We start from the raw sequence: 25,994 nt of genomic DNA, 5'->3' as shown, positions 1-25,994 counted from the left end.
CAGGCGGAGGGCAATGGCCGATCGACTGTGGATCAATGCGCGGGTCGCGACGATGGGTGACGATGGTCTCGGCATCATCGAGCGCGGCGCCGTCGCGGCCGAGGGCGGGCGGATAGGCTTCGTCGGGCCGCAGGCGGACGCGCCGACAGGCGCGTGCGAGACGATCGACTGCGAGGGGCGCTGGATCACCCCCGGCCTGATCGATTGCCACACCCACCTTGTCCACGCCGGGACGCGCGCCGCCGAATGGCGGATGCGGCTGGCGGGCGCGCGTTACGAGGAGATTGCGGCGGCGGGCGGCGGCATCGTCTCGACCGTGCAGGCGGTGCGTGCGGCGAGCGAGGCCGATCTGGTCGCGGCGTCGCTGCCGCGGCTCGACGCGATGCTCGCCGACGGGGTGACGACGGTCGAGGTCAAGTCGGGCTATGGCCTGTCGCTCGACGACGAACTGCGGATGCTGCGTGCGGCGAAGGCGCTGGCGGCGGCGCGGCCGGTGCGCGTCGCGGCGACCTTCCTCGGCGCGCACAGCGTTCCGCCGGAATATAAGGGGCGCGCCGACGACTATGTCGCGCTCGTCTGCGACGCGATGATCCCGGCGGTGGCGGGGCTTGCCGACGCGGTCGACGTCTATTGCGACACGGTCGGTTTCACCCCCGCGCAGACCGAGCGCGTGCTGGTCGCGGCGAAGGCGGCCGGGCTGCCGGTCAAGATTCACGCGGAACAGCTTTCGGACCAGCATGGCGCGGCGCTCGCGGCGCGATACGGGGCGCTGTCGGCCGACCATCTCGAACATCTGGGCGCCGACGGGATCGCCGCGATGGCGGCGGCGGGCAGCGTCGCGGTGCTGCTGCCCGGCGCCTATTATTTCCTGCGCGACGAAACGAAGCCGCCGGTCGCGGCGCTCGTGGCCGCGGGAGTGCCGCTGGCGGTCGCGACCGACTGCAATCCGGGCACGTCGCCACTCACCTCGCTACGCCTGGCGATGAACATGGCGGCGACTTTGTTCGGACTGACGGTCGAGCAATGCTGGCTCGGCGTCACGCGCCACGCGGCGCGCGCGCTGGGGCTGAGCGGGCGGGTGGGGACGCTGGAAGTCGGCAAGAACTGCGACCTCGCGATCTGGTCGGTCGAGACGCTGGCCGAGGTGCCTTATTACATGGGGATGAGCCCGCTGCACGCCCGCGTCTTTCATGGGAATATATTTCAGGGGAACGGGCGATGACGACAATGCTGACGCCGGGCGCGGTGACGCTTTCGCAGTGGCACGCCATCTATCGCGGCGACGCGCCGCCGCTCGACCCGTCGTGCATGGCGCGCGTCGACGCGGGGGCGGCGGCGGTCGCGCGCATCCTCGCGCGCCAGCGGCCGGTCTATGGCATCAACACCGGCTTCGGAAAGCTGGCGAGCGTGCGCATCGCCGATGACGAACTGAACGCGCTTCAGCGCAACATCATTCTCAGCCATTCGGCCGGGGTGGGCGACCCCGCGCCCGCAGCCGTCGTGCGGCTGATGCTGGCGCTCAAGCTCGCCAGCCTTGCGCAGGGCGCCTCGGGCGTGCGGCGCGAGACGGTGCAGATGCTCGATGCGATGCTCGCGCGCGACTGCCTGCCCGTGGTGCCGTGCCAGGGGTCGGTCGGCGCGAGCGGTGACCTCGCGCCGCTGGCGCACATGGCGGCGGCGATGATGGGGGTGGGCGAGATCGACTGGCAAGGCCGGCGGATGCCCGCCGCCGACGCGCTGCGCGCCGCCGACCTGCCGATCCTGACACCGGGGCCGAAGGAAGGGCTGGCGCTGCTCAACGGAACGCAATTCTCGTGCGCCTATGCGCTCGCCGGGCTGTTCGAGACCGACCGGCTGTTCCGTGCCGCGCTGCTCACCGGCGCGCTGTCGACCGAAGCGGCGAAGGGCACCGATGCGCCTTTCGACCCGCGCATCCACGCCCTGCGCCGGCATCGGGGGCAGGTCGAGGTCGCGGCGGCGCTGCGCGCGCTGATGACCGATTCGGCGATCCGCGCCTCGCACCGCGACGACGATCCGCGCGTGCAGGACCCCTATTGCCTGCGTTGCCAGCCGCAGGTGATGGGCGCCGCGCTCGACGTGCTGCGGCAGGCGGCGGCGACGCTGGAGGACGAGGCGAACGGCGTCTCCGACAATCCGCTGATCTTCCCCGACACCGACGAGGCGCTGTCGGGCGGCAATTTCCACGCCGAGCCCGTCGCCTTCGCCGCCGACATGATCGCGCTCGCGATCTGCGAGATCGGCTCGATCGCCGAACGCCGCGTCGCGATGCTCGTCGATCCGGCGCTGTCGGGGCTTCCCGCCTTCCTGACCGCGCATCCGGGGCTCAACTCGGGCTTCATGATCCCGCAGGTCACGGCGGCGGCGCTCGTTTCGGAGAACAAGCAGCGCGCCTATCCGGCGAGCGTCGATTCGATCCCGACCTCGGCGAACCAGGAGGATCATGTGTCGATGGCGGCGCACGGTGCGCGGCGGCTGCTCGCGATGGCGGCGAATGCGCAGAATGTCATCGGCATCGAACTGCTCGCCGCGGCGCAGGGCTGCGACTTTCATGTCGGGCTGCGCGCGTCGGAGGCGCTCGAACGGGTGCGCGCGCGGCTGCGCCGCGACGTGCCGGGGCTCGGCGAGGATCGCTATTTCGCCAGCGACATGGCGGCCGCGACGGCGCTGGTCAGGGGCGATGCGCTGGCGGAGGCGGCGGGTGTCGCCCTGCCGGGCGTGATGCGATGAGCGGCGACTGGCTTCGCATCGCGCGCGGGGAGGCGCCACTGATCCTGTGCTTTCCGCACGGCGGCACGGCGATCCCCGAAGCGCTGGCGGCGCGGTTCGTGTCGCCGTGGCTCGCGCGCAAGGACGCCGACTGGTGGATCGAGGCGCTCTACGGTTTCGGCGCGGAACTCGGCGCGACGACGATCGCGACCGATATCTCGCGCAGCGTCATCGACATGAACCGCGACCCGAGCGGCGCCTCGCTCTATCCGGGGCAGGCGACGACCGAGCTGTGCCCGACGACGAGTTTCGACGGCGAGCCGCTCTATCGTGGCGATCCGCCCGGCGCGGACGAGATCGAGCGGCGCAAGGCGACATGGTTCGCGCCCTATCACGCGGCGATCGAGGCGGAGATCGCGCGGCTGCGCGCCGTCCATCCGGCGGTCGTCGTCTATGACTGCCATTCGATCCGCAGCCATGTGCCGCGGCTGTTCGGTGGCGAGCTGCCGCAGTTCAACATCGGCACCAACAGCGGGCGAAGCTGCGCGCCCGCGCTCGCCGACGCGGTCGAGGCGGTGTGCGCGGCGAGCGGCTTCGGCCATGTCCGCGACGGCCGCTTCAAGGGTGGCTGGACGACGCGGCATTACGGCCGCCCCGAAGCGGGCGTGCATGCGATCCAGATGGAACTCGCCTGCCGCGGCTACATGACCGAGCCCGCCTCGCCCGACGAGAGCAATTGGCCCAGCCCGCTCGACGCCGATCCCGCGATCCTGCCGACGCTGCGGCAGGCGGTCGCCGCCGTGCTCGATTTCGCGAAAGGATGCCCATGACCCGCCTCGACAACAGCCGCATCATCCGCCCCGCCACCGGCACCGACCTGTCCGCGAAAAGCTGGCTGACCGAAGCGCCGCTGCGGATGCTGATGAACAATCTGCACCCCGACGTCGCCGAGCGGCCCGAGGAGCTGGTCGTCTATGGCGGCATCGGCCGCGCGGCGCGCGACTGGGAAAGCTATGACCGCATCCTTGCGGCGCTGCGCCGGCTCGAGGACGACCAGACCTTGCTCGTCCAGTCGGGCAAGCCGGTCGGCATCTTCCGCACCCACGCCGACGCGCCGCGCGTGCTGATCGCGAACAGCAACCTCGTCCCGCACTGGGCGACGTGGGAGCATTTCAACGAACTCGACCGGCGCGGGCTCGCCATGTACGGACAGATGACCGCCGGGTCGTGGATCTACATCGGCAGCCAGGGCATCGTGCAGGGCACCTACGAGACGTTCGTCGAGATGGGGCGCCAGCACTATGGCGGCGACCTGTCGGGCCGCTGGCTGCTCACCGCCGGGCTCGGCGGTATGGGCGGCGCGCAGCCGCTCGCTGCGGTGATGGCGGGCGCCTCGTGCCTCGCGATCGAATGCCAGCCGAGCCGGATCGAGATGCGGTTGCGCACCGGCTATCTCGACCACCGCGCCGACACGATCGAAGAGGCGCTGGCGATCATCGAAGCAAGCTGCGCCGAACGGAAGCCGGTCTCGGTCGGCCTGCTCGGCAATGCCGCCGAAGTCCTGCCCGACCTGTTCGCGCGCGGGGTGCGCCCCGACCTGCTCACCGACCAGACCTCGGCGCACGATCCGGTGAACGGCTATTGCCCCGCCGGCTGGAGCGTCGCCGAGTGGGTCGAGAAGCGCGAGAGCGACCCGCAGGCGGTGGCGCGGGCGGCCAAGGCGTCGATGGCGACGCACGTCCGCGCGATGCTCGATTTCCACGCCGCGGGGGTGCCGACCACCGACTATGGCAACAATATCCGGCAGATGGCGAAGGACGAGGGCGTCGACGACGCCTTCGATTTCCCGGGCTTCGTCCCTGCCTATATCCGCCCGCTCTTCTGCCGCGGCGTCGGCCCGTTCCGCTGGGCGGCGCTGTCGGGCGATCCCGAGGACATCTATCGCACCGACGCCAGGGTGAAGGAACTGCTGCCGGACGACACGCATCTTCACACCTGGCTCGACATGGCGCGCGAGCGGATCCGGTTTCAGGGGCTGCCGGCGCGCATCTGCTGGGTCGGGCTCGGCGACCGCCACCGGTTCGGCCTCGCGTTCAACGAGATGGTCGCGAGGGGCGAACTCAAGGCGCCGGTGGTGATCGGCCGCGATCACCTCGATTCGGGGTCGGTGGCGAGTCCCAATCGCGAGACCGAGGCGATGAAGGACGGCACCGACGCGGTGTCCGACTGGCCGCTGCTCAACGCGCTGCTCAACACCGCGAGCGGGGCGACCTGGGTGTCGCTGCACCATGGCGGCGGCGTCGGCATGGGCTATTCGCAGCACGCGGGCATGGTGATCGTCGCCGACGGCAGCGAGGCGGCGGCGCGGCGGCTCGAACGCGTGCTGTGGAACGATCCCGCGACCGGCGTGATGCGCCATGCCGATGCGGGATACGAAATCGCGATCGACTGCGCGCGCGAAAAGGGCCTCGACCTGCCGTCGCTGGCCTGAGGCGACGCTTGCGCATCTGCCGATCTCTGCTGGCTTTGGTTAGAGCGACGCGCGTGAAATCTGCACCACCCTTTCTGCCGTTCGTGCTGAGCTTGTCGAAGCACCGTCCTTCTTCTTGCGGCGCCTGACAGAAAGAACGGCCCTTCGACAAGCTCAGGGCAAACGGTGCATATTTAAGGCACGATGCACTAATCCATGCCGTCCTTGCGAGCGGCGAAGCCGCGCGGCAATCCAGAGCAGGCGTAAACCGCCCTGGATTACTTCCCCCGGATCATGTCCGGGGTCGCAGTGACGCGGTCCAACTGCATCACCATGGCTAACGCGCTTCAGGCCGGGCCGCGCACGTCCCCTCCGGCGCCGCTGCGGAACCAGTCGGTCAACCGGCGGCACGCCTCTTCGACCAGTTCGGCGCTCAGCGCGTAGCTGAAGCGGATGAAGCGATGGCCGTTCACGGGGTCGAAATCGATTCCCGGCGCGGTGGCGAGCGCGGTGTCGGCGAGCAGCCGCTTGCAGAAGGCCATGCTGTCGTCGGTCAGATGCGCGATCGATGCATAGACATAGAAGGCGCCGTCCGACGGCGCGATGTCGGTGATGCCGAGATCGGCGAGGGTGGCGAGCAGCCGCTCGCGATTGCGGCGATAGACGTCGACGCGCGCGTCGAGTTCGGGCTCGCAGTCGAACGCCGCGAGCGCGGCGTGCTGGCTGAGCGCAGGGGGCGACAGGAAGAGGTTGCCGGCGCGCGCCCGCGCGGCGTCGACCAGTGCCTCGGGACAGATCACCCAGCCGAGCCGCCACCCCGGCATGCCATAATATTTGGAGAAGCTGTTGATGACGAAGGCGTCGTCGTCATGGTTCAGGATCGACTGGGTCTCGATCCCGTAGCTCAGGCGATGATAGATTTCGTCGGAGATGATGCGGACGCCGCGCTCGCGGCACGCCGCCGCGATCTCCGCCAGTTCGTGCGGCGGGATGATCGTGCCCGTCGGATTGGCGGGGCTGGCGACGATCAGCCCGTCGGGCGCGGGCGCCGCCTCGCGGATGTGGCGCGCCGCGATCTGGAAGCGGTCGTTGGCGCCGCAGGCGATCTCGATCGGCGTCATCTCCAGCGCGCGCAGCGAATTGCGATAGGCGACATAGCCGGGCCGCGCGGTCATCACCCGGCTCCCCGCGCGAAAGCCGGTGAGCAGCGCGAGGACCAGCGCGGGCGACGCGCCGCAGGTCAGGACGATGCGCCGCGGCGCGACATCGACGCCATAGGCGGCGCGATAATGGCGCGAAATGCGCTCGCGCAGCGCCGCGCTTTCCCAATAGCCGAGCATGTCGCCGCTGCTCAGCACCTGCTGCGCGGCGGCGACCGCGCCTGCCGGCGCGCCCTCCGACGGCTGGCCGAATTCCATGTGGATTACGGGGGCGCCGGCGGCGCGCATCTTCTGCGCGAGTTGGCTCAACTCGATGGCGTGGAACGGTTCGATGGCGTCGGCGGTGCGCGGCTGGGTCATGGCGAAGGCTTGTGCCGCCTTGCCGGGCGAATGGCCAGCCCCTTGTGGCGTGGACGAGCAGGGGTGGATGGCAGGGAAATGCATGTTCCCCGGCGAATGCCGGGGTCCAGATGGCGTAGCGCTACCCAGTGTGGACCCCGGCGTTCGCCGGGGAGCGGTTCCTTTCCGGAAAAAGGGTACTGCCAAACTATCTCAGGAAGACGGATGCGGATTACGGCCTGTGGGGATTCGGGATTCGGCGTGCTGCACATCCTTCGTCATGCTGAACTCGTTTCAGCATCCATGGCCGGACTTCTCCTTTTTGCGCCGTCTTTCATTCGAGGGCAGACCATGATCCGCGTCCTATTCAGCCATCGCCGCTGCCGGGCTCGATCGCATAGTGGATCGGTTTGAAGCTGCCGCCGCAACTGTCGTAGGCCGAGCAGGCGGTGAGCCCGACGATCAGGTCCGCGAGCGCCCGCAGGCGGATGAAGTCGCCCGGCCGGGTCGTCGGGGGCTCGACCCGGATCTTGCCGTCGGGGGCGACCGGCACGTTCATGAAGATATTGAAGGCGGTCGGAATCGCGTCGGCTGCGATGGCAAAGGGTGCGAGCGCCTCGGCGAGATTGCCGAAACAGCCGCGATGCACCGGCTTGTCCGGATAGAAATGGCGGAAGGTCGCCTCGCTGCACGGCGTTAAAAGGAAGTCGTGCGTGCCGACGCTGTCCTCAACGATCTCCAGCATCGGCCGCGACCGGTTCGACCACAGGCGATGGCCGGTGGTCAGCCGGATCGTCTCCTCATAATCGAACGTCCGGCCGTTCGACAGCGCCTCGCGCGGATCGTCGGCCATGAAGGCGAGCATGTCGCTGACCTGCCCGCCCTCCGGGTCGATGACCCGAAGGCTGTCGCCGCGGGCGAGCCGGAAGGCGGTGCCGCTGCGCGGCGGGATTTCGGTTATCATGCGCCGGCCCTCGGGTCGTGGAACGGGCAGGCCCAGTCTTCCTCGACGGCGCGGCCGCTGTATTGCGCCGCTTCGCTCGCCTCGCCGTGGCGGGCGAGCATCGGGTTGATGCTGCCCGCAAGCTGCTCGTCGCGCGCGAGGATGCGCTCGCGCATCCGTTCATAGCGCCCTTCGGCGCGCAGCCGTTCGAACTGGTCGTGGAGGTTGAAGACGAGTACCGGCCGGCGAAAGCGGCGCGCGGGGCGCGAAGCGCGCGGATGGAGGCCGATGACGAAAAAGGCCTCGCCGCCGAAGCTCAGCGAGAAATGCGGATGGTCCGGGTCGGCATGGACGCGCGGGTCGTAAGGCAGGCCTTTCCAGGCATCCTTGTCGGCGAGCGACTGGATGCGTTCCCACAGCATCGTCTCGAACGCCGGCTCGTCGAGATCGTCGGGGCCGTGGAAGATCACTGCGAGGCTGCGGAAACCCGCCGGGTCGTCCTTGTAGGCGCGCGCCCATTCGAGCAGTTCGCGGTGAATCTGAAGGTCGTTCCAGCCGCTGGTGAGGTCGTGCGCCTCGACGATCCGCAGCATGTCGTTCGCCAGCGCGGATTTGGCGCCGACGCAGGGAAAATCGGGGGCGCCGACGAAAGTCCGGAATCGGCGGGAAAGATCGGTTTCGGGAGGCGCCGCAATGATACTGGTTTCCATGGTGCGGAAAACGCGGCAGAAAAGAATAAGCTGCATCGGCCGATCGGCGAATCTGGATTGTCATCCGGCCGTCTGCCGCATCGCGGCGGCGGCCGTGGTTTGAACTTGATCTGCGCCCCGCGATTGGGACACCATCGGCTATGCGCCCATCCTTCATCCTCGACCGCGACGGCGACGTCACGCTGCAGGATCAGATCCGCAAGGGCGTGATCGAACTGATGCGGTCGCAGGCGTGGCCGGCGGGGCATCGCCTGCCGTCCTCGCGTACCATGGCCCGGCTGCTCGGCGTCGCCCGCAACACGGTGACGATCGCCTATCAGCAGCTGGTCGCCGACGGGCATGTCGTGGCGCGCGAGCGGAGCGGCCTGTTCGTTTCGGGCGACCTGACCGCCGGGCGCAGCGGCTTCGGCGAGATCGCGGGCATCGCCGAGCGCGCGACCCCGAACGGATTGCCCTGGTCCGAGCGTCTGCCGCGCCTGCCGGCGCTGCCCAGGCCGCGCCCCGCCAACTGGCAGCAATATCGCTATCCCTTCCTCGACGGCTGTTTCGACGACAGCCTGTTCCCCGCCGACGAGTGGCGCGAGGCGGCCAGCCTGTCGCTGAAGCGGCGGCAGATCGCTTCCTGGTCGGGAATCGCCGACGACGATGCCGCGCTGGTCGAGGAAATCCGTACCAAGATTCTGCCGCGACGCGGCATCTATGCCCGGCCCGACGAGATATTGCTCACGCTGGGAACGCAGCATGCGCGCCTGCTGGCGCTCGAACTCTTCTGCGCCGAGGGAAGCCGCGTCGCGGTCGAGGACCCCGGTCCGTTCGAACTGCGCGCGCTGATCGAGGCGCGTCGCGGCGAGGTGGTGCTCCAGCCGGTCGACGCCGACGGCATCGTCACCGACGCGCGGCTTGCAAGCTGCGACCTGGCGGTGGTGACGCCCAGTCATCAGTTGCCGACCGGCGCTACGCTGTCGCTCGACCGGCGCCGCGAGTTGCTCGCCGCCGCGGAGGCGCACGACCTGATCGTCGTCGAGGATGATTTCGAATGCGAGACCAACTATCTCGACCAGGATTTTCCCGCGATGCGCAGCATGGCCGGCGGCAGCCGCGTCGTCTATATCGCGGGGCTTGCCAAGGTGCTCGATCCCGGCCTGCGGCTCGGCTTCATGGTCGCCGATCGCGAGGTCGTCGCGCATCTGCGCGAACTGCGTCGGCTGTCGGTCAAACAGCCGCCGCCGAACAATCAGCGCGCCGCCGCGCAGTTCCTGTCGCTCGGTCATTATGATTCGATGATGCGGCGGATCGGGCGCGAATTCCGCACCCGGCAGATGGCGCTGCGCGACGCGCTCAATCATTATCTGCCGCGCTCGATCGCGATCCAGCCGGTGCGCGGTGGTACGACGATGTGGGTGCGCGGTCCCGACGGCCTCGACGTCGCCGAGCTGGCCGCGGCGGCCGAACGCCGCGGGGTGCTGTTCGAGCGGGTCGATCCCTATTATGCCGGCAGTCCGCCGCCGGCGCTGTTCCGGCTCGGCGTCACCAGCCTGCCGGCCGACCGCATCCGGCCCGGCGTCGCGGCGCTGACCGCGGCGCTCAACGACGTGCTGGAGAAGAAGGCCGATCCGCTGCCGATCCTGACCGGCCGGGCGCTGCGCCGCAAGATGAGCGGCGCGCGGCTCGATTGCCGGACCATCTATGGCGATCCCTGCACCATATTGCTGCTGCCCGACGGCACGATGACCGGGCGCGCCGGCCATGCCGACGAAGACGTCGACACGGGGCGCTGGTGGATCGAGGGCGACCGCTGGCATCGCCAATGGCAGAGCTGGTCCTATGGCGAGGCGGCGGCTTTCCACGTCGCGGTCGAGGGCGACGTCATCCAGTGGCTGGACCCCGGCCACCGCGTTGTCGACTGGGCGGTGATCGGACGCATCGGCAATCTGGCACCATCCTGATTTCCAAACTGGACCTATCGCAAGGCGTGCCCGGGAGGCACCATGATAACCGGACGCGCCCCGATCGGCGCGCCGGGGAGGATCATGACTCATTTCGCGATCGCCGGACTGCAACTGGCCCTGCCGCGCGGCGACAATCTGGACCGCATTGCCGAGGAAATCCGCCTCGTCCGCCGCCGTTTCGGCTGGGTCGACATGGTGGTGCTGGGCGAACTGTCCTGCTTCGGCCCGGCCACAGCGCACGCGCAGCCGCTGCCCGGCCCGGCCGAGGACGCCTTCGCCGCGATGGCGCGCGAGCATGGGCTGTGGCTGGTCAACGGATCGCTGTTCGAGCGCGACGGCGATGCGATCTACAACACGACCAGCGTCTTTGCCCCCGACGGCAGCATCGCCGCGCGGCACCGCAAAATCTATCCCTTCTATCCCTATGAAGAAGGGGTGACGGGCGGCAGCGAGCCGACTGTATTCGACGTTCCGGGCGTCGGGCGCTTCGGGCTCGCCATCTGCTACGACATCTGGTTTCCCGAGGTCGTGCGCTCGCTGATCTGGCGCGGGGCGGAGGTGATCCTCAACCCGGTGATGACCAACACGATCGACCGCGACGTCGAACTGTCGATCGTCCGCGCCGCCGCGGCGACCAACCAGGCCTATGTCGTGTCGGTCAATGTCGCGGGCGACCTCGGCTACGGGCGCTCGTGCGTCGCGGGGCCGGGCGGCGAGATGATCCACGAGGCGGGGCAGGGGCGCGAGGTCATCGCCGTCGACCTCGACCTCGATCACGTCCGCCGCTGCCGCGAGCGCGGCTGGCACGGCCTCGGCCAGCCGCTCAAGAGCCTTCGCGACGGCCCGCAGCATTTCGAGGCCTATGACCACGGCCCCGCCGCTTCGCCGGCTCTCCAGGCACTCGGTCCGCTCGTCCAGCCCATGTCTTCGACCGGCAAGGATGGCGCCGGCGCGTCCATAATGACACACAAGGGGGTAAAGTCATGACCAACCATATGCGACTATTGGCGACGACATCGCTCGCCTGCACGGGACTGCTGGCGGTGCTGCCGGCGCCGGCCTTCGCTCAGGAGGCAGGAGCCGCGAGCGACGACACCGACATCGTCGTCACCGCGACGCGCCGCGAGGCGCGGACGATCGACATTCCGTACAATATCTCGGCGGTCGGCGGCGACCGGATCGATGCCAACCAGACGCGCGACCAGGCCGAACTCCTCCGTTCGATCCCCGGCGTCGCGGTCGTTGATCGCGGCCGGCGCAACGCGGGCGTCATCAACACGGTGACGATCCGCGGCATCAACGTCGATAGCGCCGCGCTCGGCGATTACGCCGTCTCGGGCATCTCGCCGGTATCAACCTATGTCAATGACACGCCGCTGTTCGCCGCCTATCTGCTCAAGGATCTCGACCGGGTCGAGGTGCTGCGCGGACCGCAGGGCACGCTCTATGGCTCCGGCGCGCTCGGCGGTACGGTGCGCTACATCCTGAAGAAGCCGGTGCTCGGCCGCTTCGAAGGCCGCGTCACCGGCGGCGTCAGCAGCGTCAAGGGATCGGACGGCATCGGCTACGAGGCCGACGTCGTGCTCAACGTGCCGCTGGGCGAGACCTTCGCGATCCGTGCGGTCGGCAGCCGCCAGCATTATCCGGGGCTCACCGACTATGTGAACGTCTACAAGCTCGATGGCGACGGCATCCCGACCGCGCCGGCGGGCGTGCTGGCGCCCGACGCCGAATATCGCCGCGTCAAGGATGCCGACTTCGTCCATGTCTGGTACGGCCGCATCGCCGCGCTGTGGCAGCCGAGCGACGCCGTCGACGTGACGCTGACCTATAACCATCAGGAAGACAAGGTCGGCGGTCGCCGCCAGATCACGCGCGGCCTCGACGGCTATGGCGAGGCGTATCGGGGGTATCAGAACGGTTCGGTCCAGCTCGAACCATCGAACCGCAACGTCGATTCGGTCGCGCTGGAGGCGAATGTCGACCTGGGCTTCGCGACGCTGACCTCCAGTTCCTCATGGTACGAGCATGAGGGCGACAGCGTCAGCGAGAATACCGGCTTCTATGCCAAGGCGGGTTTCCTCGCTTTCTATTACAACTATCCGCGCCCGATGGCGTCGGCGGTGCGCGGCTATCGCGACAAGAGCTTCGTGCAGGAACTGCGGCTGGTGTCGAAGGGCGGCGGGCCGCTCGATTATGTGGTCGGCGCCTATTACCAGGACCAGAAGCTCTTTTCGTCGCAGGACAGCTATCTGCGCGGTTTCAAGCGCTGGTGGGACGCGGCGACGGGCCTGACTGCCGCGGTCGCGGGCGATCAGGATTTCTTCTATCGCCGGCACGAGAATTTCAAGGATCGCGCGCTGTTCGGCGAGCTGACCTGGCATGTCACCGATACGGTCGATCTGACCGGCGGGGTGCGCTATTTCTGGAACAAGGCGCGCAACGACACCTCGATCGACATTCCGATCTTCCCCTCGCTGTCGCAGCCGACCGACGCGACCTTCCGCACCAGCGAGGACAAGGCGCTGTTCAAGGGCAATCTGTCGTGGAAATTCGCCGACCGCGGTCTGCTCTATGCCACGGTGTCGCAGGGCTATCGTCGCGGCGGGTCGAACGCCGTGCCGACGATCGGCCGTTATGCCGAGGACCCGTCGTGGCAGCAGTACAAGTCGGACACGCTGATCAACTACGAGATCGGCGTGAAGGGCGGCGTCGGCGGGCTGACCTACAACCTCGACGCCTTCTACATCGACTGGAAGGACATCCAGCTCAACACCGCGACGCCGGTCTGGGGCTTCTACGTCGTCCAGAACGGCGGCAAGGCGCGCTCGCAGGGCATCGAGGCGCAGGTCGAGGGTCGGTCGGGCGGCTTCCACTATGCGCTCGGCTATACCTATGTCGACGCGAAGCTGACGCGCGACTTCTTCTCCCCCGACCCCAGCCGCACATTGATCGGGCGCGACGGCGACCGGTTGCCCGGTTCGGCGCGCCACATCCTGACCGGCAGCGCCGATTACAGCTTCGACCTGGGCGACGACACCAGCCTGACGCTGCGCGGCGACGGCTTCTATCAGTCGTCGACGCGCAACGCGATCAGCACCTCGCCCAAGTTCAACGTGCGTCTGCCGGGCTTCTCGATCTGGAACGCCTCGGCGACTTTGCGCAAGGGCCCCTATGGGCTGACGCTGTTCGTCAAGAATCTGTTCAACGCGGACGGCGTCACGGGCATCTTCACCGAAGCCTATATGGGGACGTCGCCGGGGCAGGGCTATTACGGCAACGGATCGAAGGATATGATCACGCTACCGCGTACCGTCGGCCTGTCGGCGGACGTGCGTTTCTGACGGTCATGGCGCCGCCCGCCGCTCCTCCTTCTCGCGCCCGTCCCGGCGATTTCGACGCCGGGCTGGCGCGGGCGAGAGAGGCGGCGCTGGGCGGGCGTTATCGCGAGGCGCGCACGATCCTCGCCGTCATCGAGGAACGCGCGTGGGACAACCCCCGCGACCTGCGCCGTCTGGCCGAATATCACGGTCATATGAACCGGCCGGTCGAGGCCGAGCGCTGTTGCGCCCGTGCGGTCGAACTGGCGCCGGACGATGCGCGGGCGCATTATGATCTCGCCGCCGCGTCGATCGCGATCGGCCGGATCGATGCGGCGGAGGCACATTTCGACCGGGTGATCGCGGCCGATCCGCAAGACTGGGACGCATGGGCCAACCGCTCGACGCTGCGCCGCGCGACGGCGGAGCGCAACCATGTCGCGGCGCTGGATCGCGCGATGGCGGCGGCGGGGCGCGACGCGGAAGCGCGCATCGCACTCGGCCATGCGCTGGCGAAGGAACTCGAGGACCTTGGCGACCATGACCGGGCATTCGCGGTTCTGAAGGCGGCCGCCGATGCGCGGCGCGCGCGCCTGTCCTATCGCGTTGCAGACGATGTCGCGACGATGGCGGGAATCGCCGACGCCTTTTCGGCCGAACGCCTGCGCGGCGCACCGCCACCGGCCGCCGAGCCGGGGCCGATCTTCATCCTCGGCCTGCCGCGCAGCGGGACGACGCTGGTCGACCGCATCCTCTCGTCGCACAGCCGCGTCGCAAGCCTCGGCGAAATTCAGGATTTTGCGCTTGCGCTGGTCGAGGGGGCAGGAACGGCGCAGGGCAAGGCCGACCTTATCCGTCGCAGCGCCGCGATGGACCATGCCGCGCTCGGCCGCGCCTATCGCGCGCGCATCGCCGAGCGCGATCCGGGCGCGCCGTTCGCGATCGACAAGACGCCGCTCAATTGCCTCTATATCGGGCTGATCGCGCTCGCGCTGCCCGACGCGCGCATCGTCCATGTCCGGCGCGGAGCGATGGACGGCTGCTATGCGATGTACAAGACCCTGTTCCGCATGGGCTATCCGTTCAGCTACGACCTTGGCGACCTCGCCGCCTATCGCATCGCCCACGAACGGCTGATGAACCATTGGCGGGCCGCGCTGCCCGGCCGGATGATCGAGATCGACTATGAGGCGCTGATCGCCGACCAGGAAGGCGAAAGCCGGCGTCTCGTCGCGGCGTGCGGGCTCGATTGGGAGGATGGCTGCCTCGATTTCCACCGCAATCCCGCGCCGGTCGCGACCGCGAGCGCGGTGCAGGTGCGCGCGCCGATCCATGATCGTTCGGTCGGCCTCTGGCGGCGCTATGAGACCGGGCTCGCGCCGCTTGCCGATGCATTGCGCGGCGCCGGTATTCCACTGGATTACGGGCGGTGAGATATTGGGCGCTCGTCCTGGCCGCGCTCGCGGTGCCCGGCAGCGCGGCTGCCGAGGAACTGCTGCGCAGCGACTTCCAGCAGGGCAGCGCCGACCCGTGGCGCGCGGCGGGCGCGGGCGACGTGCGGCTGACGAGTTTCGAGGGCAATGTCTCGATGCGCCTCACCGCCGGCGCGAGCGCGCAGGTCGCGGTGCCGGTCGAGGGTAGGCGCCGCCTGTATGTGAATGCGAAGATTGCCGCCGACGCGCTCGACGACACCGCCGCTTGCGTGGCCGAAGCCTCGCGCGACGATGGCGCGACATGGACGCCGATCCTTTCGGTCGGCAAGGCGCGTGCCGATGCGGTGACGCTGTGGCCCGGCGGACAGGCGCTCGCCGATGGCGGGGAAGGGCTTGGGGGCGGTCTGCTGCTTCGCCTGTCGGCGCAGGGGAAGCGCGCGACCTGCTGGTTCGACGATGTGGTGGTGACTGGCGTTGCCCGAGCCGAAACCTCCGACGCGCGGCAGGCGCTGGGCCGCGACGCGTTGTTCGCAGGCGCGGGGTTTGACCGTCCGGTCGATCTGTCGGCCTTCGCGCCCGCCGCCGATGCCGCGCCGCCGCAGGCGAATTTTACCGGTCGACTGCAGCTGGCGGGCGCGGCGATGGCGGGTTTTCGCCTGATCGCCGAGGAGAGGGGCTATGAACGCGGCGATACGATCCGCTCGCTGCCTGACCTCGACCTCGATCTCGTCCAGCACGGCGATGCGCTGATCCCCGCGCAGCGCGGACTGATCGCCTCGACCCATCCCGACTGGAACTGGATCGTCGAGCCGGGGCGCGTCTGGTCCGAAGCCGGTGACGGCGGGCTGACCCGCGCCGCGCTGCCCTTTGCATTGCAGGAGCGCAATGCCAATTGCACGCACAACGGGATGCTGACCTTCCTGTTCGGCGCGGACGGAACGGTGAGCAAGGCCGCCTTTGAGATCGCGGGCGAAACCTGCCGCTACCGCAAGTTCGACGCCTGGGGCTTCGTCGCGGCGCGCGCTGCGCCGGGCGCCGTCGCCGATGCCGAGGCGATCGTCCGGCGGCACGAAGCGGTCGTCGCGGCGCGGCTTCCAGTGCGCCCGGTCGAGGCACTGCCCGATGCGCTGGCGCTCGCCACCGCCGCGGGACCGGAGCCGACCGTCTATGGCGCGGTGGTGGACGGCATTCATTACCGCAGCGCTTGCGTGACGCGTCACGGCGACTATCCGGCGTGCGAGGTCATCGACCTGCCGTCCTATTCGACCGCCAAGTCGCTGTTCGGCGGCGTGGCGCTGATGCGGCTCGAAAAACTCTATCCGGGCAGCGCCGGGGCGAGTATCGCCGCCTATGTCCCCGCCTGCGCGCGCGGCTGGGCGGGCGTGACGCTCGAGCAGACGCTCGACATGACGACCGGCCGCTATCGCTCGGCCGCCTATATGGCCGACGAGGACGACCCGTCGATCGCCGGTTTCTTCGAGCCCGCCGACCATGCGGCGAAGATCGCTTTCGCCTGCACCCATTATCCGCGCAAGGCGCCGCCGGGCGGCAAATGGGTCTATCATACCTCGGACACCTATCTGCTCGGCACCGCGATGGCCGCGATCCTGCGCGAGAAGCGCGGGGCGGAGGCCGATCTCTACGACGATCTCGTTCGGCCCATGTGGGATGGGCTGGCGCTCAGCCCGACGCTGTCGACGACGCGGCGCAGCGAGGATGCGGCGGCGCAGCCCTTCGTCGGCTGGGGGCTGACCTTCCAGCCCGACGACATCGCCCGCCTGTCGCGCTGGCTGATGCAGGGGGCGGGCGGGTTGCTCGACCAGCGCCTGCTCGATGCGGCGATGCAGCGCGCACCGGCGGGCGGCGGTCTGCCCGCGGGCTTCCCCGGCTTTCGCTACCGCGCCGGTTTCTGGACTCGCGACATGGGCGCGAGGCTCGGCTGTGCCGGATCGCTCTGGGTGCCCGCCATGTCGGGGTTCGGCGGCATTTCGGTCGCGATGCTGCCTGGCCGCGACGCGCTGTTCTACAGCTTCGGCGACAGCGATCACTGGGACTGGGCCTCTGCCGCCGTGGCGCTGGCCGGAAAGGATGCGCCATGCGGCTGACCGATACGCTGCCGAAGGTGGCGCCCGACGGCTTGCCCGCCGCGGTGCTGCTGTCCTTCCTCGCCACCGCCGGGCTTTTCTACGTCAACATCATGGCGGCGCTCGTCACCGGCCTGTCGGATGGGCTGGGAATCAAGCCCGCGAGCGCGGGGCTGATCGCTTCGGCCAATGTCTATGGGGCTGCGGTCGGGGCGTTGGCCGCGGTGTTCCTGATCCGGCGCATCCCGTGGCGTGTTGCCGCAACGGCGGCGCTGCTCGGCCTGATCGCCATCGACCTCGTCTCGACCCGCGTCGTGTCGGTGCCGTGGCTCACAGCCTTGCGCGCCTGTCATGGGATCGTCGGCGGGCTGCTCGTCGGGGTCGCCTTCGCGGTGATCGCGCGCACCCGTTCGCCCGACCGTGTGTTCGGGATGCTGCTCGTCGTGCAGTTCGGGATCGGCGGCATCGGCCTGTGGGCACTGCCGCCGCTGGTTCCGCATTACGGCACTGCGATCCTGTTCCTCGCACTCGCCGCCTTCAGCCTCGCGACGCTGGCGATGCTGCCCTTCCTGCCTGCCTATCCGGTTGCGACGGAGAGCGGCGTGGCCGCCGCGCCCGCGCAGATCGCACGGCGCCCGCTCGCCGCGACGCTCGCCGCCATCTTCCTGTTCCAGGCGGGCAATATGGGTCTCGCCGCCTTCATCATCGGGCTGGGGCGCAACGCGGGCCTGTCGCAGGATTTTATCGGCCCGACGCTCGCTGCCGCCAACTGGCTCGGCGCGCTGGGGTCGATCCTCGTCGTCGCGATGGGCGCGCGCTTCGGGCGGGCGAAGCCGATCCTCGGCTCGATCACGGTGACCTTGCTGTTCACCGCCGCCTTCTGGCGCTCCGATCTCGCCGCCGTCTATGTCGCCGCCAACATCGGCTCGGCGATCGTGTGGGCCTTCACCATCCCCTATCTGCTCGGCCTTGCCGCCGCTTTCGACAAGGTTGGGCGGACAGCCGCGCTCGGCGGCTTCTGTTCGAAGCTCGGCCTGGCGAGCGGGCCGCTGCTGACCGGCATGCTGCTCGATCGCGGCGGCTATCCGCTGACGATCGGGGCCGCGGTGCTGCTGTTGTTGCTGAGCGGACTTGCGGCGGCCTGGCCCGCCCGGCTGCTCGACCGCGCCGCCCCTTCCCAAGACTGATCCCAAACCAATGAGGTCCAACGATGAGCCAGAATGCCCTTCTTTTGTCGCGCCGTGCCGCCGCCGTCCCGCAGGGGGTCGCCACCGCGACGCCGCTGTTCGCGGAGCGTGCCGAAAATGCCGAGCTGTGGGATGCCGACGGCGCGCGCTACATCGACTTTGCCGGCGGCATCGCGGTGCTCAACGTCGGGCATTGCCATCCGCGCGTGATCGCGGCGGTGCGCGACCAGCTCGACCGCTACACTCACACGGCGTTTCAGGTCGTCGCCTATGAACCCTATGTCGCGCTGTGCGAGCGGCTGAACGCGCTCGCGCCCATCGCGGGGCCCGCCAAGACGATCCTGTTCACGACCGGGGCCGAAGCGGTCGAGAATGCGGTGAAGATCGCGCGCGCCGCGACAGGGCGGCCGGGCGTGATCGCCTTCGGCGGGGGCTTCCACGGCCGCACGCTGCTCACCATGGCGATGACGGGCAAGGTGCTGCCCTACAAGCGCAGCTTCGGCCCGCTGCCGGGCGAGGTGTTCCACCTGCCGTTCCCGATCGCGCACTACGGTGTCGGCGTCGAGGATAGCCTGCGCGCGCTGTCGCTGCTGTTCGCCGCCGACATCGAGCCGTCGCGCGTCGCCGCGATCATCGTCGAGCCGGTGCAGGGCGAGGGCGGCTTCCACATGGCGCCGCCCGAACTGCTCCAGGCGCTGCGTCGTATCTGCGACGAGCATGGCATCCTGCTGATCGCCGACGAGGTGCAGACCGGCTTCGCGCGCACCGGGCGGATGTTCGGGATCGAGCATGGCGGAATCGAGCCCGACCTGATGACCGTCGCCAAGTCGCTCGCCGGCGGTTTCCCGCTGTCGGGGGTGATCGGTCGCGCCGACATCATGGACGCGGCGCAGCCCGGCGGGCTCGGCGGCACCTATGCGGGGTCGCCCGTCGCCTGCGCGGCGGCGCTCGCGGTGCTCGACGTGATCGAGGAGGAAGGGCTGATCGCGCGGGCGAACGCCATCGGCGACCGGCTGCGGACCACGCTGGAGGCCTTCGCGGCGCGCAACGACCTTCTGCCCATCGGTCATGTCCGCGGCCCCGGGGCGATGGTCGCGTTCGACCTGCTCGCGGCGCGCGGCGGCGACGAGCCCGACGGCGCGGCGGCGAAGCGGGTGACGGCGCGCGCGCTGGAGCGGGGGCTTGTACTGCTGAGCTGCGGTATCCATGGCGAAACCATCCGCCTGCTGATGCCGCTCACCGCGTCCGATGCGGTGATCGACGAAGGCATGGCGATATTGGAAGAGGCATTGAGCGCATTATGAGCAACGCATGGACATTGACGCGCGGCGACCTGCTGCGGACCGAGGCTTTCGTCGGCGGCTGCTGGGTGGCGGGCGAACGCCGTCTGACCGTCACCAACCCCGCGACCGGGGCGCTGATCGCCGAGGTCGCCGATACGACCGCCGCCGATACGCGCACCGCGATCGATGCGGCGGCGGCGGCGATGCCCGCCTGGGCGGCGATGCCGGCCAAGGCGCGCGCCGCGATCCTGCGCCGCTGGTTCGATCTGATCATGGCGAATCAGGAGGATCTCGCGCGGCTGATGACCGCCGAACAGGGCAAGCCGCTCGCCGAAAGCCGGGGCGAGATCGCCTATGCGGCCTCCTTCATCGAATGGTTCGCGGAGGAAGCGAAGCGTGTCTATGGCGATGTTATCCCCGCGACCCAGAACGGCCAGCGCATCCTCGTGCTCAAGCAACCGGTCGGCGTCGTCGCGGCGATCACGCCGTGGAACTTCCCCGCCGCGATGATCACCCGCAAGGTCGGTCCGGCGCTCGCCGCGGGCTGCGGCATCGTCGTCAAGCCGGCGGCGCAGACGCCGCTGTCGGCGCTCGCGCTCGCGGTGCTGGCGGAGGAAGCCGGGCTGCCCACCGGCCTGCTGTCGATCGTCCCGACCAGCGATGCGCGCGGTGTCGGCGAAGAGATGACCGGCAACCCGCTGGTCCGCAAGCTCTCCTTCACCGGCTCGACCGAGATCGGCAAGCTGCTTTATCGCCAGTCAGCCGACACGGTGAAGAAGCTTGGTCTCGAACTCGGCGGCAACGCCCCTTTCATCGTCTTCGACGACGCCGATGTGGACGAAGCGGTGAAGGGCGCGATCGCCTCCAAATACCGCAACGCCGGGCAGACCTGCGTCTGCGCCAACCGTCTCTATGTGCAGGCGGGCATCCATGACGCGTTCGTCGCGCGCCTCGCCGACGCGGTGCGGGCGCTGAAGGTCGGCGATGGCGCGGTGCCGGGGATCGAGGTCGGCCCGCTGATCGAGGAAGCGGCGGTCGAAAAGGTCGAACGGCATATCGCCGACGCGACTGCAAAGGGGGCGCGGGTCGTCTGCGGCGGCGCGCGCTCGGCGCTCGGCGGCACCTTTTTCGAACCGACGCTGCTTGTCGGGGTCACGGCGGCGATGGCGGTTGCGCAGGAGGAAACCTTCGGCCCGCTGGCGCCGGTTTTCCGTTTCGAGGACGAGGCTGACGTCGTCGCGCAGGCAAATGACACGCGCTTCGGCCTTGCCGCCTATTTCTATGCGCGCGACCTCGCGCGCGTCTGGCGCGTTGCGGAGGCGCTCGAATATGGGATCGTAGGGGTCAACACCGGCCTGATCTCCACCGAGGTCGCGCCGTTCGGCGGGATCAAGGAATCGGGTGTCGGGCGCGAGGGGTCACGCTATGGAATCGACGATTATCTCGAGATCAAATATGTCTGCATGGGCCTGAGCCCGGCCTGACCCCTGGGGATGATCGGTTCCGATAAACGGAACGGCGGCTCGCGCTCAGTCGACCTTGGCGGCGTTGCGCGCGGCTTCGATCTGCCGTTCCTTTTCCGCACGCGCCGTTTCGGCGCGGATCAGCTTGTCCGCCATCGCGCGCCAGGCGGCGGCTGCGCGCAGGCTGCGGTCGCGAACCTGCACCAGCTTGGTGCCGGCCGCATCGACATCGCATTTCTCGGCCTGTGTCAGGTAGAAATCGATCGTGGCGGACATCGTCTGCTCCCTTGTTCGTGTGTCAATCAACCATGTCGGCGATCAGTCGCCGCAACTCGCGGCGCGACAGCGTCGGCGAACGGCGCGGGGCCGGACGCGGTGCGATCGCCTTGCCGGCGAGGGACAGACCCGCAAGGCGCGGGAAAATATTGTTATAAATCATTCTTTACTCTTGTTTATTCTGTAGGTCAGCGGCGCTTGCGCGCGCCGCCGCCGGGACCGCCGGGGCCGCGCTCGCGATAGACGATGCGGCCCTTGGTCAGGTCGTAGGGCGTCATTTCGACGCGGACCGAGTCGCCGACCACCGACCGGATGCGAAAGCGTCGCATCCGGCCAGCGGTATAGGCGATAAGGCGGTGATCATTTTCGAGCACGACGCCGAAACGGCCGTCGGGCAGGATTTCGTCGATCACGCCTTCGAAGGTCAGAAGCTCTTCTTTCGCCAAGGATCAGGCCTGCTGAAGGTTGATGGCCGATACCTTGCCGTTGCGGCCGGTTTCCAGTTCGTAGGAAAGGCGCTGGTCCTTGTTCAGGGTCGCCATTCCGGCGCGCTCGACGGCGGTGATATGGACGAAGCTGTCGCCCGAGCCGTCTTCATTCGAAATGAAGCCGTAACCCTTGTCGGTGTTGAAGAATTTGACGGTGCCGATCGGCATGGGTGTTTTCCTTTCACGAAAACAAGATACCCACCGGCAAAAGCACCGGCGGAGCTGGTAGCGTGAGAAGGGAAGTTCAGCGCCTGGGGCGTAAATTTTCCGTCGCAGGCGACGTTAGCGCGAACAATATGGGTAGATGGGGGAAAAAAGTCAAGTTTCGCGAAAAATCCCCGCGGGATCGACACTCGGAATTCGCTTTCTTTTCTAATGTCCGATCGCCGGATTCGTCCGGATTTTTTCATATGACGATGCGTTTGAGAATCGCGATTTCATCGATTCAGGCCGACATCCGGTTTCCGCCCCGTATCGCTCTGCCGGCGTGCGAAGGATCGGCAAACCCGGACGCGGCAACTGCCGTCTTCGCCGTGCGTTCGTCAGGGACAGGCTCGCCAGCGGAGCCTGGTCCGCGACAGGAGATGATATCATGACCGACCGCCGCGACGCGCTGCTCGATGCAGCCGAAACCGCCCCTGTCGAACGGGTCGCGCGCGTGCTCGCGGGCCATGCGCTCAGCCGCAATGCCGAAGGGGACATGTCGTCGGCCGGAGCGGCGGTCGACGAAAGCTGGCCCGAATACACCGATGCCGCGCTTGCGGTGCTCCGCACGCTTCGCGAACCGAGCGGGCGCATGGTCGCCGCCGGCGACGCCGCCATATGGGATCGGATGATTGCCGCGGCCATCGAGGACGAGACCATCTCCGACCGTTGAAACGCGCCGAAGCCTGTCGCTGCCATCGTGGAAAGAAATGGCTCCCCGGGCAGGATTCGAACCTGCGACCAATCGATTAACAGTCGATTGCTCTACCGCTGAGCTACCGAGGAGCAGCCCGCCAAGGCGGGCAAGGCGGCCCCTTTGCCGTTGCCCGCGCCATTTTGCAAGGGGGATTCGGTATATTTCGTACCGCTGGCCCTGCACTGGAGCCAGCGTGCCTCAAACGATGAATTGTTCCATCGCGATCCGCTCGTCGAGCCCCTGATCGGGATCGAACAGCAGCGTCAGCGGCCGGCTCCGGTCGGTGGTGACGAGGACGGTCTTCACGTCGCGGATCTCGCGCTGGTCGGCGACGGCGCTGACCGGGCGTTTGGCTGCTTCGCGGACATTGAAGCGGATGCTCGCCGATTCGGGGAGCAGGGCGCCGCGCCAGCGCCGCGGGCGGAAGGGGCTGATCGGGGTCAGCGCGAGCATTTCCGATTCGAGCGGCAGGATCGGGCCGTTGGCGGACAGATTGTACGCGGTCGAACCCGCGGGGGTCGCGACGAGGACGCCGTCGCACGCCAGTTCCTCCAGCATCGTGCGCTCGTTGATCACCACCTCCAGCTTCGCCGCCTGGCGCGTTTCGCGCAGCAGCGAAATTTCGTTGATCGCGGGCAGGATATGCCGTTCGCCGCTGATCGTCGTGATGTCGCCCGACAGGGGGTGGATCAGGAAGGGCCGCGCGCTGGCGATGCGCTCGAGCAGGCCTTCAACGCGGAACTCGTTCATCAGGAAGCCGATCGTCCCGCGGTTCATCCCGAAGACGGGCAGGCTGCGCCGCTGGTCGAGAAGCTGGTGCAGCATGTGGAGCAGGAAGCCGTCGCCGCCGAGCGCGATCAGCAGGTCGGCCTCGGCGAGATCGACGAAGTCGTAGAGCGGACGCAGTTCGGCCTCAGCCTCCTGTCCCGCGGGCGCATTCGACGCGACGAGCGCGATCTTGCGTTGCATAACTACCCCCAGAAGGGCGCCGCGTCAGCCGCCCGTTGCACTCATGTGACGCGCGACCGCCGGCGCCGATTTCCGTTCGATACGAAAATCGTGCGCGCGCGGTTTGCCAGCCAATGCCGTGTCGATCAACCCATCGACGTCCCCGCCGTCGCGCAGCGCCGCGCGCAGGTCGACATGGTCGTCGCGTCCCAGGCACATGTAGATGCGCCCTTCGACGGTCAGGCGGATGCGGTTGCAGGTCGCACAGAAATTGTCGCTCAGCGGCGTGATCAGGCCGAGCGTCACCGGGCTGTCCTCGACCGCGAAATAACGCGCCGGGCCGCCAGTGCGTTTGTCGACCGGCCAGATCGCGCGCTCGGCGCGCAGCGGCGCGACGAAGCGGTGGAGCGGGATGAAATGGGCGCTGCGGTCCGCCTCGACCTCGCCGAGCGGCATCGTTTCGATCAGCGTCAGGTCGCAGCCGTTCGCGGCGCAGAAATCGAGCATCGGGAGGAGCTGGTCCTCGTTGAGCCCGGCGAGCGCGACCATGTTGATCTTGACTGACAGTCCCGCCGCGCGCGCCGCCGCGATGCCGCGCAGCGCGACGGCGAGGTCGCCGACGCGGGTGATATGGCGAAAGGCCGCCGCATCGAGCGTGTCGAGGCTGACGTTGACGCGGCGCACGCCCGCCGCTGCGAGCATCGCCGCATGCTCGGCGAGCCGCATGCCGTTGGTGGTGAGGGTCAGTTCGTCGAGGCCGTCGTCGACCAGTGCGCCGAGCCGCCCGGCGAGCATGTCGATGCCGCGCCGCACCAGCGGTTCGCCGCCGGTCAGGCGGATGCGGCGGATGCCGCGCGCGACGAATCGTTCCGCGAGATCGCCCATTTCCTCGATCGTCAGCACCGCCGAACGCGGAAGGAAGGTCATCGTCTCCGCCATGCAATAATGGCAGCGCAGATCGCAGCGGTCGGTCACCGACAGGCGCAGATAGCTGATCCGGCGGCCATGGCCGTCGGCCAGCGACGCGGCAGGTGGGGCGGAATTTGCGGTCATCATGATTATTGTGGTGCAAATGGGAAGAGATTGGCAAGCAAAGCCTGCTAGGGGGCCGGCATGAATCGATTGAACGACACGAACGCGGCAAGCGTTCGGCATCTTGAAGACCTGCATGCGCGGCACGGCGCCGACCTGGGCGTGATCCTGATCCAGCTCGACCAGCTGGCGCGAATCAATCACAGCGCGGGCACCGAAACGGGCGATGCCCTGCTCGAAGAGGTGGCGCGGCGGCTCGACACCTTCGCCAGCGATGAGTTCGGCCGCGGCTCCTTCGTCGCGCGCCTCGAAGGCCCGCGCTTCCTGATCGTACCGGCGGTGCCACTGTCGCTCGGCGCGCTGCATGCGCAGGAACGGGCCCTTCACGTCGCGCTCGCCGAGCCGATGGTCGGCGACCCCAACGGGCGGCTGGCGATCCGCATCGCCGCGGCGCTGATCACGCGCGACGAGCCGATCGACGATCAGCTACGCATGGCGGCCGAGCAGCTCGCGCGGCCGGCGTCGGCGCGCGACGGCGCGATGGTCAAGGCCGCGCTGTCGCGCGGCGAGGTGGCGATCTTCTATCAGCCGCAATATGACGTCGCGAGCGGCGCGATGGTCGGGGTCGAGGCGCTGCTGCGCTGGCGGCATCCCGACCTCGGCCTGCTCGGCGCCGGGCCGCTCGTCACCGCGGCGCGCGCGGCGCGGCTCGAATGCGAGTTGACCGAACATGCGCACCGCGTCGCGCTGGCCGAGGTCGCGCGCTGGCCGAAGCCGCTCGGCAAGCTGCGCGTCTCGCTCAACATCACCGCCGCCGACCTCGGCGACCCGGCGTTTGCCGACCGGCTGGCGGCGATGATCAAGGCGGCGCGCGTCGATCCCGACCGGCTGACGCTCGAACTCACCGAACAGGCGATGCTCAGCGATCCGACAAGCGCGGCGGCGCAACTCGCGCAGATCCGCTCGCTCGGCTGCGCGATCGCGATCGACGATTTCGGCACCGGCTATTCCAGCCTGTCGCTGCTCGCGCGGCTGCCGATCGACTATCTGAAGATCGACGCCGGCTTCACGCGCACCATCGACGGCAGCGACCGCGACCGCATCGTCGTGCGCGCGATCGTCGACCTTGCCCGCGCGCTCGGCCTGCTGGTGGTTGCCGAGGGGATCGAGAGCGAGAGCCAGCTCGCGCGGCTGAAGGAGATCGGCGTGGCGACGTGGCAGGGCTTCCTGAAATCGGGGCCGGTCCCGGGCGACGAACTGCTGGCGTTGATGGAATAGGGA

23 protein-coding genes and 1 tRNA gene are annotated in these 25,994 nt (G+C 68.6%); 14 read left to right on the top strand and 10 right to left on the bottom strand.

The features are described 5' to 3' along the window. Positions 1–13: 13 nt before the first annotated feature. From hutI to hutU, 4 genes are read left to right on the top strand one after another with little or no spacing between them, the layout of a single operon-like run. Complete coding sequence (gene hutI, locus SGR02S_RS02600) at positions 14–1,222, top strand: imidazolonepropionase (protein ID WP_067105450.1); 1,209 nt, start codon at positions 14–16, stop codon at positions 1,220–1,222. Beyond that, a complete protein-coding gene (gene hutH / locus SGR02S_RS02595; RefSeq protein ID WP_067105449.1) occupies positions 1,219–2,748 on the top strand; it encodes a histidine ammonia-lyase in 1,530 nt (509 codons plus the stop codon). Before hutI ends, hutH begins: the two co-directional genes overlap by 4 nt. After that, positions 2,745–3,557 (top strand): N-formylglutamate deformylase, encoded by an 813-nt coding sequence (gene hutG, locus SGR02S_RS02590; protein ID WP_067105448.1) that lies wholly within the window; start codon positions 2,745–2,747, stop codon positions 3,555–3,557. The genes hutH and hutG overlap by 4 nt, the downstream gene beginning before the upstream one ends. Beyond that, positions 3,554–5,218 carry a urocanate hydratase gene (hutU, locus tag SGR02S_RS02585; RefSeq protein WP_067105447.1) on the top strand — a complete coding sequence of 555 codons (1,665 nt, stop codon included), beginning with the start codon at positions 3,554–3,556 and terminating at the stop codon, positions 5,216–5,218. Before hutG ends, hutU begins: the two co-directional genes overlap by 4 nt. 326 nt (positions 5,219–5,544) lie before the next feature. Here hutU and SGR02S_RS02580 read toward each other — a convergent pair whose 3' ends face one another. The 3 genes from SGR02S_RS02580 to gntA form a co-directional block, all read right to left on the bottom strand. After that, on the bottom strand, positions 5,545–6,717 hold the full coding sequence (locus SGR02S_RS02580; RefSeq protein ID WP_067105446.1) for a pyridoxal phosphate-dependent aminotransferase: 1,173 nt from the start codon (positions 6,715–6,717) through the stop codon (positions 5,545–5,547). A 346-nt stretch (positions 6,718–7,063) separates the two neighbouring features. Beyond that, on the bottom strand, positions 7,064–7,660 hold the full coding sequence (locus SGR02S_RS02575; protein ID WP_067105445.1) for a DUF1989 domain-containing protein: 597 nt from the start codon (positions 7,658–7,660) through the stop codon (positions 7,064–7,066). Continuing rightward, on the bottom strand, positions 7,657–8,349 hold the full coding sequence (gene gntA, locus SGR02S_RS02570) for a guanitoxin biosynthesis heme-dependent pre-guanitoxin N-hydroxylase GntA (RefSeq protein ID WP_067105468.1): 693 nt from the start codon (positions 8,347–8,349) through the stop codon (positions 7,657–7,659). The genes SGR02S_RS02575 and gntA overlap by 4 nt, the downstream gene beginning before the upstream one ends. Positions 8,350–8,489: 140 nt before the next feature. Between gntA and SGR02S_RS02565 the strand changes: the two genes are divergently transcribed. The 8 genes from SGR02S_RS02565 to SGR02S_RS02530 all read left to right on the top strand — a co-directional run bounded on the left by SGR02S_RS02565 (position 8,490) and on the right by SGR02S_RS02530 (position 21,089). Then, complete coding sequence (locus SGR02S_RS02565; RefSeq protein ID WP_067105444.1) at positions 8,490–10,295, top strand: aminotransferase-like domain-containing protein; 1,806 nt, start codon at positions 8,490–8,492, stop codon at positions 10,293–10,295. 84 nt (positions 10,296–10,379) lie between these two features. Further along, positions 10,380–11,285 (top strand): carbon-nitrogen hydrolase family protein, encoded by a 906-nt coding sequence (locus tag SGR02S_RS02560; RefSeq protein ID WP_067105467.1) that lies wholly within the window; start codon positions 10,380–10,382, stop codon positions 11,283–11,285. Beyond that, positions 11,282–13,642 carry a TonB-dependent receptor gene (locus SGR02S_RS02555; protein ID WP_067105443.1) on the top strand — a complete coding sequence of 787 codons (2,361 nt, stop codon included), beginning with the start codon at positions 11,282–11,284 and terminating at the stop codon, positions 13,640–13,642. Before SGR02S_RS02560 ends, SGR02S_RS02555 begins: the two co-directional genes overlap by 4 nt. A gap of 5 nt (positions 13,643–13,647) precedes the next feature. After that, on the top strand, positions 13,648–15,051 hold the full coding sequence (locus SGR02S_RS02550; RefSeq protein ID WP_067105442.1) for a tetratricopeptide repeat-containing sulfotransferase family protein: 1,404 nt from the start codon (positions 13,648–13,650) through the stop codon (positions 15,049–15,051). Further along, positions 15,048–17,156, top strand: coding sequence for a serine hydrolase (locus tag SGR02S_RS02545; RefSeq protein WP_067105441.1), 2,109 nt, complete (start codon positions 15,048–15,050; stop codon positions 17,154–17,156). The genes SGR02S_RS02550 and SGR02S_RS02545 overlap by 4 nt, the downstream gene beginning before the upstream one ends. After that, complete coding sequence (locus SGR02S_RS02540) at positions 17,147–18,322, top strand: MFS transporter (protein WP_067105440.1); 1,176 nt, start codon at positions 17,147–17,149, stop codon at positions 18,320–18,322. The genes SGR02S_RS02545 and SGR02S_RS02540 overlap by 10 nt, the downstream gene beginning before the upstream one ends. Before the next feature lie 23 nt (positions 18,323–18,345). Next, positions 18,346–19,626, top strand: a complete 1,281-nt coding sequence (gene gabT / locus SGR02S_RS02535; protein WP_067105439.1) for a 4-aminobutyrate--2-oxoglutarate transaminase — start codon at positions 18,346–18,348, stop codon at positions 19,624–19,626. Next, positions 19,623–21,089: an NAD-dependent succinate-semialdehyde dehydrogenase gene (locus tag SGR02S_RS02530; protein ID WP_067105438.1), complete on the top strand. Its 1,467-nt coding sequence runs from the start codon at positions 19,623–19,625 to the stop codon at positions 21,087–21,089. Before gabT ends, SGR02S_RS02530 begins: the two co-directional genes overlap by 4 nt. A 45-nt stretch (positions 21,090–21,134) precedes the next feature. On the opposite strand, the gene SGR02S_RS02525 is transcribed toward SGR02S_RS02530, so the two are convergent. Genes SGR02S_RS02525 through SGR02S_RS02515 form a run of 4 tightly spaced genes read right to left on the bottom strand, consistent with a single transcriptional unit; the run spans position 21,135 to position 22,000 of the window. Beyond that, complete coding sequence (locus tag SGR02S_RS02525) at positions 21,135–21,344, bottom strand: hypothetical protein (RefSeq protein ID WP_067105437.1); 210 nt, start codon at positions 21,342–21,344, stop codon at positions 21,135–21,137. Positions 21,345–21,366: 22 nt separating this feature from the next. Beyond that, positions 21,367–21,507 carry a hypothetical protein gene (locus SGR02S_RS19895; RefSeq protein ID WP_156482933.1) on the bottom strand — a complete coding sequence of 47 codons (141 nt, stop codon included), beginning with the start codon at positions 21,505–21,507 and terminating at the stop codon, positions 21,367–21,369. Positions 21,508–21,532: 25 nt separating this feature from the next. Beyond that, positions 21,533–21,790, bottom strand: coding sequence for a translation initiation factor IF-1 (infA, locus tag SGR02S_RS02520; protein ID WP_067105436.1), 258 nt, complete (start codon positions 21,788–21,790; stop codon positions 21,533–21,535). A 3-nt stretch (positions 21,791–21,793) separates the two neighbouring features. Then, the gene (locus tag SGR02S_RS02515) at positions 21,794–22,000 is read right to left on the bottom strand and encodes a cold-shock protein (protein ID WP_067105435.1); all 207 of its coding nucleotides are present in this window, start codon (positions 21,998–22,000) and stop codon (positions 21,794–21,796) included. A 424-nt stretch (positions 22,001–22,424) separates the two neighbouring features. Between SGR02S_RS02515 and SGR02S_RS02510 the strand changes: the two genes are divergently transcribed. After that, positions 22,425–22,709, top strand: a complete 285-nt coding sequence (locus SGR02S_RS02510) for a hypothetical protein (protein WP_067105434.1) — start codon at positions 22,425–22,427, stop codon at positions 22,707–22,709. A gap of 38 nt (positions 22,710–22,747) precedes the next feature. Here SGR02S_RS02510 and SGR02S_RS02505 read toward each other — a convergent pair. The 3 genes from SGR02S_RS02505 to moaA form a co-directional block, all read right to left on the bottom strand. Then, positions 22,748–22,822 (bottom strand) — tRNA-Asn (locus SGR02S_RS02505). Positions 22,823–22,931: 109 nt separating this feature from the next. Continuing rightward, positions 22,932–23,702 (bottom strand): NAD kinase, encoded by a 771-nt coding sequence (locus SGR02S_RS02500; protein WP_067105433.1) that lies wholly within the window; start codon positions 23,700–23,702, stop codon positions 22,932–22,934. A 24-nt stretch (positions 23,703–23,726) separates the two neighbouring features. Further along, the gene (gene moaA / locus SGR02S_RS02495) at positions 23,727–24,737 is read right to left on the bottom strand and encodes a GTP 3',8-cyclase MoaA (RefSeq protein WP_067105432.1); all 1,011 of its coding nucleotides are present in this window, start codon (positions 24,735–24,737) and stop codon (positions 23,727–23,729) included. A 57-nt stretch (positions 24,738–24,794) separates the two neighbouring features. On the opposite strand from moaA, the gene SGR02S_RS02490 reads away from it, so the two are divergent. Beyond that, positions 24,795–25,991 (top strand): GGDEF domain-containing phosphodiesterase, encoded by a 1,197-nt coding sequence (locus tag SGR02S_RS02490; protein ID WP_067105431.1) that lies wholly within the window; start codon positions 24,795–24,797, stop codon positions 25,989–25,991. Positions 25,992–25,994 lie beyond the last annotated feature (3 nt).

The organism is Sphingopyxis granuli NBRC 100800, assembly GCF_001591045.1.
Lineage (GTDB): Bacteria > Pseudomonadota > Alphaproteobacteria > Sphingomonadales > Sphingomonadaceae > Sphingopyxis > Sphingopyxis granuli.
The sequence above is the reverse complement of the archived record's forward strand: the minus strand, read 5'-3'. Positions and strand labels throughout refer to the sequence as shown.

Coding starts and splice junctions, on each gene's coding strand:
- hutI (WP_067105450.1), top strand. CDS start 14: ATGGCCGATCGACTGTGGATCAATGCGCGGGTCGCGACGATGGGTGAC.
- hutH (WP_067105449.1), top strand. CDS start 1,219: ATGACGACAATGCTGACGCCGGGCGCGGTGACGCTTTCGCAGTGGCAC.
- hutG (WP_067105448.1), top strand. CDS start 2,745: ATGAGCGGCGACTGGCTTCGCATCGCGCGCGGGGAGGCGCCACTGATC.
- hutU (WP_067105447.1), top strand. CDS start 3,554: ATGACCCGCCTCGACAACAGCCGCATCATCCGCCCCGCCACCGGCACC.
- SGR02S_RS02580 (WP_067105446.1), bottom strand. CDS start 6,717: ATGACCCAGCCGCGCACCGCCGACGCCATCGAACCGTTCCACGCCATC.
- SGR02S_RS02575 (WP_067105445.1), bottom strand. CDS start 7,660: ATGATAACCGAAATCCCGCCGCGCAGCGGCACCGCCTTCCGGCTCGCC.
- gntA (WP_067105468.1), bottom strand. CDS start 8,349: ATGGAAACCAGTATCATTGCGGCGCCTCCCGAAACCGATCTTTCCCGC.
- SGR02S_RS02565 (WP_067105444.1), top strand. CDS start 8,490: ATGCGCCCATCCTTCATCCTCGACCGCGACGGCGACGTCACGCTGCAG.
- SGR02S_RS02560 (WP_067105467.1), top strand. CDS start 10,380: ATGACTCATTTCGCGATCGCCGGACTGCAACTGGCCCTGCCGCGCGGC.
- SGR02S_RS02555 (WP_067105443.1), top strand. CDS start 11,282: ATGACCAACCATATGCGACTATTGGCGACGACATCGCTCGCCTGCACG.
- SGR02S_RS02550 (WP_067105442.1), top strand. CDS start 13,648: ATGGCGCCGCCCGCCGCTCCTCCTTCTCGCGCCCGTCCCGGCGATTTC.
- SGR02S_RS02540 (WP_067105440.1), top strand. CDS start 17,147: ATGCGGCTGACCGATACGCTGCCGAAGGTGGCGCCCGACGGCTTGCCC.
- gabT (WP_067105439.1), top strand. CDS start 18,346: ATGAGCCAGAATGCCCTTCTTTTGTCGCGCCGTGCCGCCGCCGTCCCG.
- SGR02S_RS02530 (WP_067105438.1), top strand. CDS start 19,623: ATGAGCAACGCATGGACATTGACGCGCGGCGACCTGCTGCGGACCGAG.
- SGR02S_RS02525 (WP_067105437.1), bottom strand. CDS start 21,344: ATGTCCGCCACGATCGATTTCTACCTGACACAGGCCGAGAAATGCGAT.
- SGR02S_RS19895 (WP_156482933.1), bottom strand. CDS start 21,507: ATGATTTATAACAATATTTTCCCGCGCCTTGCGGGTCTGTCCCTCGCC.
- SGR02S_RS02515 (WP_067105435.1), bottom strand. CDS start 22,000: ATGCCGATCGGCACCGTCAAATTCTTCAACACCGACAAGGGTTACGGC.
- SGR02S_RS02510 (WP_067105434.1), top strand. CDS start 22,425: ATGACCGACCGCCGCGACGCGCTGCTCGATGCAGCCGAAACCGCCCCT.
- SGR02S_RS02500 (WP_067105433.1), bottom strand. CDS start 23,702: ATGCAACGCAAGATCGCGCTCGTCGCGTCGAATGCGCCCGCGGGACAG.
- moaA (WP_067105432.1), bottom strand. CDS start 24,737: ATGATGACCGCAAATTCCGCCCCACCTGCCGCGTCGCTGGCCGACGGC.
- SGR02S_RS02490 (WP_067105431.1), top strand. CDS start 24,795: ATGAATCGATTGAACGACACGAACGCGGCAAGCGTTCGGCATCTTGAA.